Source organism: Streptomyces yokosukanensis (assembly GCF_001514035.1).
In the GTDB taxonomy this organism is placed as follows: domain Bacteria; phylum Actinomycetota; class Actinomycetes; order Streptomycetales; family Streptomycetaceae; genus Streptomyces; species Streptomyces yokosukanensis.
On the sequence record NZ_KQ948212.1, the window covers coordinates 352,668 to 364,273 of the forward strand.

The window sequence follows — 11,606 nt, forward strand, 5'->3', positions numbered from 1 at the left end:
ACCTGACGGGGGAGGATGCCGCCGGTTTCCCTTGGGCTGAATTTCGGTCCGCGTTGTGGCGCTCCCGGACGCGGTGGCGTTTACTGGCCCGCGCACGACGGAGTGTGAGGGGGAGGGCTGTGTTGCGGAGCTTGGGGCAGAGAGCGGTGACCGGCAGCGACGAGGACCCCAGGGTGGCGGAACTGCGGACCGCCGTGTCCCGGCTGCGCCGCGAACTCGCCGCGCTCCCCTCGGAGTTCCCCGACCGCGTCATCGCCGAGGACGAACTGGCGGCCCTCGCGGCGATGGCGTCCGGCGGTTCCCCGGAGGTCCCGCGCCTGCGCAGCTCCCTGCTGCTGATCGCCGGCGCGATCGGCTCGGTGAGCGCCTTGGCGAGGGGGCTGAGCGGGGTCCGGGACGCGGTGGACCTGTTCGGGGAGTCGCCGCGAGCCTGACGGCGGGGGATCAGTCACGCGGGCGCGGGGAACCGCACGAGGGGCCGCGACGCACCGGTCGTCGCCGACGAGAGCCGCGCCCCGGGTTCTCAGGCGCCGGAACTGGCCAGTGCCTGGGACAGTTCAAGGGCGATCTGCTGCAACACCGGCACGATCTTCTCCGTCGCCGCCTCCGTCACCCGCCCCGCCGGCCCGGAGATGGAGATCGCGGCGGCCGTGGGGGAGTCCGGTACGGACACCGCGAGGCACCGCACCCCGATCTCCTGCTCGTTGTCGTCGACGGCGTATCCCGTGCGTCGTACGTCGTCCAGTGCCGCGAGGAAGCCCTCGGGAGTGATGATCGTCTTCTCGGTCGCGGCCGGCATGCCCGTCCGGGACAGCAGCGCCCGCACCTCCTCGTCGGCCACCCCGGCGAGCAGGGCCTTGCCCACTCCGGTCGAGTGCGGCAGCACCCGTCGGCCCACCTCCGTGAACATCCGCATCGAGTGCTTCGACGGCACCTGTGCCACGTACACGATCTCGTCGCCGTCGAGCAGTGCCATGTTCGCGGTCTCGCCGGTCTCCTCGACGAGCCGGGCGAGATACGGCCGCGCCCACGTGCCGAGCAGCCGGGACGCGGACTCGCCGAGCCGGATGAGCCGGGGGCCGAGCGCGTAGCGCCGGTTCGGCTGCTGGCGGACGTAGCCGCAGGCGACCAGTGTGCGCATCAGTCGGTGGATGGTCGGCAGGGGCAGCCCGCTGGTCGCGGACAGCTCGCTCAAGCCCACCTCGCCGCCCGCGTCCGCCATCCGCTCGAGCAGATCGAAGGCGCGCTCCAGGGACTGGACCCCGCCCCCGGCGGAGGGCTTGGCGGAGTCGGTGGTGCTGGCGCTGGACGTCGGCACGGCGCGTTCCTTTCGGGACTGGCAGGAGGGAAGCAGCCTACCCGGCAGTCGGTTGACTCCCTGCTTGTACGTAGCTACGTTCTGCTTGCTGGAATTCTAATTCCGCTTTGTGGAAACGTCCAGAGTGGGTGCAGCCTGCATGTTGTCCGGAAGTGTGCCCCTTGACGGCGGAGAAGCGGCGGTGAAGACTCCTTCAACAGAACGTTGAAATCCGTTACGTGGGTGTAAATCCCGTTTCTGGAGCGTAAAACGGCGGTACAGAGAGGGGTTCGGGTGTCCGACGCTGAACTGGTCCTGCGCTCGACGCGCGTCATCACGCCGGAAGGGACGCGGGCCGCCTCGGTCGCCGTCTCCGCCGGAAAGATCACGGCCGTCCTGCCGTACGACGCGGAGGTCCCGGCCGGCGCACGGCTGGAGGACTTCGGCGACCATGTCCTGCTGCCCGGCCTGGTCGACACCCACGTGCACGTCAACGATCCGGGCCGCACCGAGTGGGAGGGCTTCTGGACCGCCACCCGCGCGGCGGCGGCCGGCGGCATCACCACGCTGATCGACATGCCGCTCAACTCCCTCCCGCCGACCACCACGGTCGGCAACCTGCGCACCAAGCAGGACGTGGCCCGCGAGAAGGCGCACATCGACGTCGGCTTCTGGGGCGGCGCCCTGCCCGACAACGTCAAGGACCTGCGCCCGCTGCAGGACGCCGGCGTCTTCGGCTTCAAGGCGTTCCTGTCCCCGTCCGGCGTGGACGAGTTCCCGCACCTCGACCAGGACCAGCTCGCCCAGTCCATGGCGGAGATCGCCGGCTTCGACGGCCTGCTGATCGTGCACGCCGAGGACCCGCACCACCTGGCCGCCGCCCCGCAGCACGGCGGCCCCAGGTACGTCGACTTCCTCGCCTCCCGGCCGCGCGACGCCGAGGACACGGCCATCGCGAATCTCATCGCGCAGGCCAAGCGGCTCCGCGCCCGCGTGCACGTGCTGCATCTGTCCTCCAGCGACGCGCTGCCGCTGATCCGCGCCGCCCGCGCCGAGGGCGTCCGGATCAGCGTGGAGACCTGCCCGCACTACCTCACGCTCACCGCCGAGGAAGTCCCGGACGGCGCCAGCGAGTTCAAGTGCTGCCCGCCCATCCGCGAGGCCGCCAACCAGGACCTGCTGTGGGAGGCGCTGGCCGACGGCACCATCGACTGTGTCGTCACCGACCACTCGCCCTCCACCGCCGACCTGAAGACCTCCGACTTCGCCACCGCCTGGGGCGGCATCTCCGGCCTCCAGCTCAGCCTCTCCGCCGTATGGACCGAGGCACGCGCGCGTGGCCACCGGCTGGAGGACGTCGTGCGCTGGATGTCCACGCAGACCGCCGCGCTCGTGGGCCTGGGGCAGAAGGGCGCCATCGAGGCCGGCCGCGACGCCGACTTCGCCGTCCTCGCCCCCGACGAGACCTTCACCGTCGACCCGGCCGGCCTCCAGCACCGCAACCGGGTCACCGCGTACGCCGGCAAGACCCTGCACGGCGTCGTGAAGTCCACCTGGCTGCGCGGCGAACGCATCGCCGCCGGCGGCGAGTTCACCGAACCGAAGGGCGCCCTGCTCACCCGCCCCCAGTAAGACCCCCGAGCACCCGCAACCGGCCGACGCCCAGAAAGGAACCCCTGATCACCGTGACGGCGACACCAAGCTTCACCGGCGACGCGAACCCCTACGGAGGCGGCGACCCGTACGCGGACTACCGCGCCGCCGACTTCCCCTTCACCCAGTACGCCAACCTCGCCGACCGGCAGCTCGGCGCCGGTGTCATCGCCGCCAACGACGAGTTCTTCGCCCAGCGCGAGAACCTGCTGGTGCCCGAGCGGGCCGAGTTCGACCCCGAGCACTTCGGACACAAGGGCAAGATCATGGACGGCTGGGAGACCCGCCGCCGGCGCGGTGTCGGCGCCGAGCACCCGTGGCCGACCGCCGAGGACCACGACTGGGCGCTGGTCCGCCTCGGCGCGCCCGGTGTGATCCGCGGGGTCGTCGTCGACACCGCCCACTTCCGCGGCAACTACCCGCAGGCGGTCTCCGTCGAGGCCGCCTCCGTCCCCGGCTCCCCGTCCCCGGAGGAGCTGCGGGGCGACGACGTGAAGTGGACGACGATCGTCCCGCGCACCCCCGTCGGCGGCCACGCGGCCAACGGCTTCGAGGTCACCGTCGAGCAGCGCTTCACCCACCTGCGCGTCAACCAGCACCCCGACGGCGGCATCGCCCGCCTGCGCGTGTACGGCGAGGTCGTCCCGGACCCCGAGTGGCTCGCGGTCCTCGGCACCTTCGACGTGGTGGCGCTGGAGAACGGCGGCCAGGTGGAGGACGCCTCCAACCTCTTCTACTCCCCGGCCACCAACACCATCCAGCCGGGCCGCTCCCGCAAGATGGACGACGGCTGGGAGACCCGGCGCCGCCGCGACCAGGGCAACGACTGGATCCGCTACCAGCTGGTCGCCCAGTCGCAGATCCGCGCGATCGAGATCGACACCGCCTATCTGAAGGGCAACAGCGCCGGCTGGGCCTCGGTCTCCGTCAAGGACGGCGAGAGCGGCGCGTGGACGGAGGTCCTCCCGCGCACCCGCCTGCAGCCCGACACCAACCACCGCTTCGTGCTGCCGACCCCCGCCGTCGGTACGCACGCGCGCGTGGACATCTTCCCCGACGGCGGCATCTCCCGCCTCAGGCTGTTCGGTTCCCTGACCGAGGACGGCGCGGCCCGGCTCGCCGCCCGCCACCAGGAACTGGGCGGCTGACCCACCCCTGGACCCGCGCGGGGCGCCCCGGCCTGGACAGCACCGGGCGCCCCGCGTGTCACCCGTACGGACCCGGTTCCGGCCCCCTGGAACTTACGGGTCCGTCTTCTGCGTTCTTCCCCACGTGACCCTTCAGCAAGAGATCGTCGGCAACGCCATGCAGATGGCGGTCGTCAACCTGCAGCCCGGCCAGACCGTGTACTGCGAGGCCGGAAAGTTCCTGTTCAAGACCACGAACGTGACCATGGAGACGCGCCTGTCCGGCCCGTCCGCGGGCGGCGGGCAGCAGGGGCAGGGCGGCAGCGGCGGCATGGGCGGCCTGCTGCGCCAGGCCATGGGCACGGCCATGCAGGTCGGCCAGCGCGTGCTCGCGGGCGAGTCGCTGGCGTTCCAGTACTTCACCTCGCAGGGCGGTGAGGGCACGGTCGGCTTCGCCGGTGTGCTCCCCGGCGAGATGCGTGCCCTGGAGCTCGACGGCACGCGCGCGTGGTTCGCCGAGAAGGACGCCTTCGTGGCCGCCGAGTCCACCGTCGAGTTCGGCATCGCCTTCGCCGGCGGCCGCACCGGCATGAGCGGCGGCGAGGGATTCGTCCTGGAGAAGTTCACCGGGCACGGCACGGTGATCATCGCCGGCGCGGGCAACTTCATCGACCTCAACCCGGCGGACTTCGGCGGCCGCATCGAGGTGGACACCGGCTGTGTCGTCGCCTTCGAGGAGGGCATCCAGTACGGCGTCCAGCGCGTCGGCGGCCTCAACCGCCAGGGGATCATGAACGCCGTGTTCGGCGGCGAGGGCCTGTCCCTGGCCACCCTGGAGGGCAACGGCCGGGTGATCCTGCAGTCCCTCACCATCGAGAGCCTCGCCAACGCCCTGAAGAAGGCCCAGGGCGGCGACAAGCAGGGCCCGACCGGCGGACTGTTCTCCACCCACGCCGGCTGAACCGATGAGTTGCGGGTGCCGGCGGGGTCTCAGCTGATGGCAGCGGACCCCGCACCCGGAAGAAGGCACTCGCCATGAGCAAGCTCGTCTCCACCGTGTTCGTCACCCTCGACGGCGTCCACCAGGCACCGGGCGGCCCCCAGGAGGACACCAGCGGCGGCTTCACCCAGGGCGGCTGGAGCTTCCCGCACGGCGACGAGGACTTCGGCGGCTTCGTCACCGACGTCTTCGGCCGCGCCGGCGCCTTCCTGCTCGGCCGTCGTACGTACGACATCTTCGCCTCGTACTGGCCGAAGGTGACCGACCCGACCGACCCGATCGCCGCCGGCCTCAACGCACTGCCGAAGTACGTCGTCTCCGCCACCCTCGAGGCCCCCGAGTGGTCCGGCACCACCGTGGTCCGAGGCGACCTCGCCAAGGAGGTGCGGTCCCTGAAGGAGCACACGGACAAGGAACTCCAGGTCCACGGCAGCGGCGCGCTGGTCCGCTCCCTGATCGACCTCCGCCTCCTCGACACCCTGCACCTGCTGACCTTCCCCGTCGTGCTCGGCGCCGGCCGCCGCCTGTTCCCCGAGGGCATGGTCCCCACCGGCTTCCGGCACACCGGCGGCCAGGTCACGGGCTCGGGCGTGTCGATCCAGACGTACGACCTGGCGGGCAGCCCCGAGTACGGCTCGTACGAACTCCCCGACGACGCCTAGACCGCACCCCGGACCCGGTCGAGGAGCGCCCCCGCCGGTGCTTGTGAGGACCGCGTGGGGGTGCGGGGGCCGCAGGTTAACTTCCTGAAAACTCGTATGACTTGAAGGGAAAATCTTCAACCTTGTCGTTGACATGCCAATGTCTACGCGCGTCATCATGGGGGACATGAGATTCCCCCCACGCGCCACTCGTATCGGCGCCGCAGCAGCGCTCCTGTCCGCCCTCCTCGTGGGCGGCACCGTCTCCGCCACCACGGCGGACGCCGCGGTCTCGTCGGTCGGCAGCATCTGCTACGGCGACCTGCCCTCGCAGGCCCACGACACCCTGGACCTGATCGCCCAGGGCGGTCCCTTCCCGTACTCGCAGGACGGCGTCGTCTTCTCCAACCGCGAAGGCGTCCTGCCCAGCCAGTCGAGCGGTTACTACCACGAGTACACGGTGATCACCCCCGGCTCCCCCACCCGCGGTGCCCGACGCATCGTCACCGGTGAGCAGAGCCAGGAGGACTACTACACCTCCGACCACTACGCCACGTTCGACCTGGTCGACTTCGGCTGCTGAACCGGTCGGCAGGATCAGAGGGAACAGTGCGACACCTGTGACACGCAGGCCTCGCCCCGCGGCCGTCCCCCCACGCCCGGGCCGCGGGCGGGCCGGGCGTTCCGCGTCACCAGTGGGCCGCCGGGAATCCGTCCCGGCGGCCCACTGCCGTTGCTCGCGTTCCTGGCGGACCTGTGGCCAGCGGACCTGGCAGGCGGTCGGCGCGGGCCGTGCCCCGGCGGCGCCGGCGGCCGTGGGCCTGAGGGACGGCCGTGAACCGGGCGGTGCCACGTTTCGCCGGACGGCCGTCGGCTGTTGGCTCGTGGGCGGTGCGTTCGGGTGGCCCGCCCCGTACCGTCGGGGCCATGGCTTGATCGGCAACGCGAGAGGGGAACGCCGTGGCGGAGTCTGCGCAGGGTCTGCTCCAGGACAAGGTCGTCATGATCACTGGAGCCTCCAGCGGCATCGGCGAGGCGGCGGCCCGGCTGTTCGCCGCCCAGGGGGCGGCGGTGACCGTCATGGCACGACGCGAGGACAGGCTGCGCGCCCTGGCGGACGACATCGGGGCGGCCGGCGGCACCGTCCTGGTTGCGGCGGGTGACGTCACGTCACCGGGGGACGTGGAGCGGGCCGTGACCGCGACGGTGACGGCGTACGGCCGGCTGGACGCGGCCTTCAACAACGCGGGTTGGGGGAGTGTCGGCACCCCGCTGCACAAGACGGACGACGCCGTCTACGACCAGATCATGGACGTGAACGTGCGGGGTGTGTGGAACTGCCTCAAGCAGCAGATCCCGGTCATGCTCCGCCAGAAGGCCGGCTCGATCGTCAACACCTGCAGCACGGCGGGGTCCTTCGCCACCGGGGCGATCGCCCCCTACGTGGCGGCCAAGCACGCGGTGCTCGGCCTGACCCGGGCCGCCGCCGCCGAATACGGCAGGCGCGGCATCCGTGTCAACGCGCTGATGGTGGGCGCCACCCGCACCGAGCTGATGGAGGCGGAGATCGAGCGGGTTCCCCAGCTGGAGCAGGGCGCCGTCGCGCGGGCCGTGCAGCAGCGCCTCGCCGACCCGCGCGAAGTGGCTCAGGCGGCGCTCTGGCTCTGCACCGAGCACGCCTCGTTCGTCACGGGAGCCGGGGTGCCCGTGGACGGAGGATGCAGCGCCGTGTGAGGGCTGAGGCCCGGCGGGGCTGAGGGGGTGGGGGGCGGACCCACCGACGTCCGGCCTCCGCGCCCCGTCGGTCGCGTCGAACTCCCCACCGGATCAACCCTGTTGAGGCGGAACCGGCGGACCCGAAAACAGAAGAATGGCTATATCACTGCTTCGCTGAGTCGGTGACAGCCGGGAGGGGGACGGCATGGACCTGAGGGTGCTCGGCGGGCTGACCGTGCATGAGGCGGGGGTGCCGATCGCGCCGCCGACGGCACCCACCCGGCAGGTGCTCGCCCTGCTCGCGGCCTCCACCGATCACGCCGTCCCCACCTGTGCCATCGCCGAGGAGCTGTGGCCGAACGGGGCGCCTGCGGAAGCCGAGTTGCTGCTGGAGACCCACGTCCGCCGGCTGCGTGCCGTCATCGCCGCCGCGCTGCGGGCGCAGGGCGGTGCGCGGTCGGCCGAGGGCGTGCGGGCCCGGGTGCCGGGCGGGTACCCGCTGGACACCGGTGGCGGCAGCGACGCCCGCGCGTTCGAGCGGACGGCCGGAGCGGGCTACCGCGCCATGGGGGCCGGAGACCTCGAGCCGACGAGCCGGCGGCTGCGCGAGGCGCTGGGCCGGTGGACCGCCGCCCCGTTCGCCGGAGTGACCCAGGGACCGCACCTGCGAACCCGGGCGGCCCAGCTCACGTGATCCGGCGGTATCCGCGCCACCGCCGCACCCCGCCCCCCGGCTGACCGAGGCCGTCGCACGGTGGCCGGCCGCGTCGCTCTAGCCGGGGAGCGGGCGCGCCGCCGAAAGTCCATGGGTCCGCGACTTTGGTAGCCGATCCCGCGCAGGGTGCGGCCCGTACCCCCGCATCCTGCGTAGATTGGTCGACCGTGACGGAGAACGGGCTGGGCCACACCATGGCGAGCGAGGCGGGACCCCGCCGGTGGATGCTGCCCTCGGCCCTGCTGCACGGGCTCGACCCGGACTCCGGCCCCGACGGCCGGCCGCCCCGGCGCACCGCGCGGGACTGGGTCGTCGACTCCTCCTGCTTCCTGCTGGCCGTGCTGCTGTTCCTCGCGACCGCCGCCGCCCTGCTCCAGCATCCGGACGTGCCCGAGGGCTTCGCCGTCGCCGACGTGGTGATCGGCGCCCTGTCCTGCGGCACCGTCTGGCTGCGCCGCCGCTGGCCGGTCGGCCTCGCCGTCGCGATGGTCGCCGTCAGCTTCGTGTCCTCCACCGCGGGCGGAGCGAGCCTGGTCGCCCTGTTCACCCTGGCCGTGCACCGGCCCTTCCGGTACGTCGCCTGGATCGGCGGGGTGAACCTCGCCCTCATCCCCCTCTACTACTGGGTGCGCCCGGACCACGACCTGCCCTACGCGGGATCCGTCGTGTTCGCCGTGCTGCTCGCCGTCTCCGTCATCGGCTGGGGCATGTTCGTCCGCTCCAAGCGGCTGCTCATGCTGAGCCTGCGCGAGCGGGCCCGCCGCGCGGAGGCCGAGGCGCGGCTGCGCGCGGAGCAGGCGCAGCGGCTCGCCCGCGAGGCCATCGCACGCGAGATGCACGACGTCCTCGCCCACCGGCTGACCCTGCTCAGCGTGCACGCGGGCGCCCTGGAGTTCCGGCCGGACGCGCCGCGGGAGGAGATCGTCCGGGCGGCCGGGGTGATCCGGGAGAGCGCGCACGAGGCGCTCCAGGATCTGCGGGAGATCATCGGAGTGCTGCGCGCCGGGGAGTCCGAGGACACGGCGGACGAGCGCCGCCAGCCGACCCTGGCCGCGCTGGACGCCCTCGTCGCCGAGAGCCGCGAGGCCGGCATGAAGGTCAGCCTGGACCACCGCGTCGCCGACCCGGCCGCCGTACCCGCCTCCGTCGGCCGCACCGCCTACCGCATCGCCCAGGAAGCCCTGACCAACGCCCGCAAGCACGCTCCCGGTGCGGAGGTCACCCTGTGCCTCACCGGCACCCCCGGCGACGGCCTCACCCTCACGATCGGCAACCCGCCGCCCACCACCGAGCCCACCCCCGTCCCCGGCTCCGGCCAGGGCCTGATCGGCCTCACGGAACGCGCGACCCTCACCGGAGGCCGGCTGGAACACGGCAGCACGGCCGACGGCGGGTTCGAGATCCGGGCCTGGCTGCCCTGGGGAAACACCGGCGTGACACCCTGACGACGTCGCCGTACGCCGATACGCCCCCCACGCGCCGCCCGCACCGTGATTACGTAAGGCCCATGACGCCGATCAGACTCCTCCTCGTCGACGACGACCCGCTGGTCCGGGCCGGACTGGCCCTGATGATCGGCGGGGCCGAGGGCATCAAGATCGTCGGGGAGGCCGCGGACGGGGCCGAGGCCGAGGAACTCGTCGCGCGGACCCGGCCGGACGTCGTCCTCATGGACATCCGCATGCCCTCGGTGGACGGGCTCACCGCGACCGAGCGGCTGCGCGCACGCGCCGACGCCCCGCAGGTCGTGGTGCTGACCACGTTCCACGCCGACGAACAGGTGCTGCACGCCCTGCGCGCGGGCGCCGCCGGATTCGTCCTGAAGGACACCCCGCCCACCGAGATCGTCGACGCGGTGCGCCGGGTCGCGGCCGGCGACCCCGTGCTCTCGCCCGCCGTCACCCGGCAGTTGATGCGACACGCGGCCGGCAGCGCCGCCGACGCACGCCAGACACGCGCGCGTGAACGCCTCGCCGTCCTCAACGACCGCGAGCGCGAGGTCGCCGTCGCCGTGGGCCGCGGCCTCGCCAACGCCGCGATCGCCGCCGAGCTGTACATGAGCGTGGCCACCGTCAAGACACATGTCTCCCGGATCCTCGCCAAGCTCGGCCTCGACAACCGCGTGCAGATCGCACTGCTCGCGTACGACGCCGGACTCCTCGACGACGACGGGCACTGATCGCGCGTCCCGGACGTTGTCGGTGTACTGGGGTGCTGCTGTCCTGGCCTCGGGGGCCGCAAGGGGAGGACGGGAAGGTCATGGAACGGATCGATCTGGAGGAGTACGGCGACCGACTGCGCCGCGATCCGCACGCGGTGTACGCGGAGTTGCGCGAGCGGGGTCCGGTCCACCGCGTCCGGCCACCGGGCGCCGACGAGGACTACACGAGCTGGCTCGTCGTCGGGTTCGAGGAGGCCCGCGCCGCACTCGCCGACCCCCGTCTGTCCAAGGACGGCAGCAAGGTCGATGTGCGCTTCCTCGACGAGGACCTGATAGGCCCGAACATGCTCACCGTCGATCCACCGCAGCACACCCGGCTGCGCGGCCTCGTCGCCCGCGCGTTCACGATGCGCCGGGTGGAGCGGCTGCGCCCGCGCGTCCAGCAGATCACCGACGACCTGCTGGACGAGATGCTCCCGGCCGGCCGGGCCGACCTCATCGGCTCCCTCGCCTACCCGCTGCCCATCACCGTCATCTGCGAGCTGCTCGGCGTCCCGGAGATCGACCGGGACGAGTTCCGCAAGCTGTCGTCGGAGTCGGTCGCACCGACCGACTCCGAGTCCGAGACCGCCGCGATCGTCGGCCTCGCCGCGTATCTGACCGAGCTGATCGAGGACAAGCGGCGCTCCGGTCCGTCCGACGACCTGCTCGGCGACCTGATCCGCACCACCGCCGAGGACGGCGACCGGCTCTCGGCCGAGGAACTGCGCGGCATGGCCTTCCTGTTGCTGGTCGCCGGCCACGAGACCACGGTCAACCTCATCGCCAACGGCGTCCTGGCCCTGCTCACCCACCCCGATCAACTCGCCGCCCTGCGCGCCGACATGGGCCTGCTGGACGGCGCGATCGAGGAGATGCTGCGCTACGACGGCCCGGTCCAGACGGCCACGTTCCGCCATGCCACCGAGCCCCTGGAGATCGGCGGCGTCCGGATCGAGCGGGGCGAGCATGTGATGGTCGGCCTCAGCGCCGCCCAGCGCGACGGCGACCGCTATGCCGCACCGGACCGCTTCGACATCCGCCGCGACCCCCGCGGCCACATCGCCTTCGGCCACGGCATCCACTTCTGCCTGGGCGCGCCCCTGGCCCGCCTGGAGGGTGGTACGGCCATCGGCAGCCTCCTGCGCCGTGCCCCCGCCCTGGCCCTCGACGCCCACCCCGATGACTGGCTGCCCGGCCTCCTGATGAGAGGACCCCGCACCCTCGCGGTGCGCTGGTGACCCTAGGGCCTGTCCG

The 11,606-nt window shown here is 72.4% G+C and carries 12 protein-coding genes; 11 read left to right on the top strand and 1 reads right to left on the bottom strand.

What is annotated here, in order from left to right; genetic code table 11:
• Positions 1 to 119 precede the first annotated feature (119 nt).
• Complete coding sequence (locus AQI95_RS19380) at positions 120 to 434, top strand: DUF5955 family protein (RefSeq protein WP_079071333.1); 315 nt, start codon at positions 120 to 122, stop codon at positions 432 to 434.
• An 89-nt stretch (positions 435 to 523) separates the two neighbouring features.
• On the opposite strand, the gene AQI95_RS19385 is transcribed toward AQI95_RS19380, so the two are convergent.
• Complete coding sequence (locus AQI95_RS19385; RefSeq protein WP_067124691.1) at positions 524 to 1,318, bottom strand: IclR family transcriptional regulator; 795 nt, start codon at positions 1,316 to 1,318, stop codon at positions 524 to 526.
• Positions 1,319 to 1,591: 273 nt separating this feature from the next.
• On the opposite strand from AQI95_RS19385, the gene allB reads away from it, so the two are divergent.
• The 10 genes from allB to AQI95_RS19435 all read left to right on the top strand — a co-directional run bounded on the left by allB (position 1,592) and on the right by AQI95_RS19435 (position 11,590).
• Positions 1,592 to 2,929, top strand: coding sequence for an allantoinase AllB (gene allB / locus AQI95_RS19390; RefSeq protein WP_067124694.1), 1,338 nt, complete (start codon positions 1,592 to 1,594; stop codon positions 2,927 to 2,929).
• Positions 2,930 to 2,982: 53 nt separating this feature from the next.
• The gene (alc, locus tag AQI95_RS19395) at positions 2,983 to 4,098 is read left to right on the top strand and encodes an allantoicase (protein ID WP_067124697.1); all 1,116 of its coding nucleotides are present in this window, start codon (positions 2,983 to 2,985) and stop codon (positions 4,096 to 4,098) included.
• Between the two features lie 124 nt (positions 4,099 to 4,222).
• Entirely contained in the window at positions 4,223 to 5,038 is an 816-nt protein-coding gene (locus AQI95_RS19400) for an AIM24 family protein (RefSeq protein ID WP_079071334.1), read from the top strand.
• 74 nt (positions 5,039 to 5,112) lie between these two features.
• Positions 5,113 to 5,739, top strand: coding sequence for a dihydrofolate reductase family protein (locus AQI95_RS19405; RefSeq protein WP_067124699.1), 627 nt, complete (start codon positions 5,113 to 5,115; stop codon positions 5,737 to 5,739).
• 166 nt (positions 5,740 to 5,905) lie between these two features.
• Positions 5,906 to 6,301, top strand: coding sequence for a guanyl-specific ribonuclease (locus AQI95_RS19410; RefSeq protein WP_067125069.1), 396 nt, complete (start codon positions 5,906 to 5,908; stop codon positions 6,299 to 6,301).
• Between the two features lie 377 nt (positions 6,302 to 6,678).
• Positions 6,679 to 7,452: an SDR family NAD(P)-dependent oxidoreductase gene (locus AQI95_RS19415; protein WP_279617008.1), complete on the top strand. Its 774-nt coding sequence runs from the start codon at positions 6,679 to 6,681 to the stop codon at positions 7,450 to 7,452.
• A 187-nt stretch (positions 7,453 to 7,639) separates the two neighbouring features.
• Positions 7,640 to 8,128: an AfsR/SARP family transcriptional regulator gene (locus AQI95_RS19420; RefSeq protein WP_079071335.1), complete on the top strand. Its 489-nt coding sequence runs from the start codon at positions 7,640 to 7,642 to the stop codon at positions 8,126 to 8,128.
• A gap of 215 nt (positions 8,129 to 8,343) precedes the next feature.
• Positions 8,344 to 9,594 (top strand): histidine kinase, encoded by a 1,251-nt coding sequence (locus tag AQI95_RS19425; protein WP_067125074.1) that lies wholly within the window; start codon positions 8,344 to 8,346, stop codon positions 9,592 to 9,594.
• 62 nt (positions 9,595 to 9,656) lie between these two features.
• Complete coding sequence (locus tag AQI95_RS19430; RefSeq protein WP_067124703.1) at positions 9,657 to 10,328, top strand: response regulator; 672 nt, start codon at positions 9,657 to 9,659, stop codon at positions 10,326 to 10,328.
• A gap of 80 nt (positions 10,329 to 10,408) precedes the next feature.
• On the top strand, positions 10,409 to 11,590 hold the full coding sequence (locus AQI95_RS19435) for a cytochrome P450 family protein (protein ID WP_067124706.1): 1,182 nt from the start codon (positions 10,409 to 10,411) through the stop codon (positions 11,588 to 11,590).
• Positions 11,591 to 11,606: the final 16 nt, after the last annotated feature.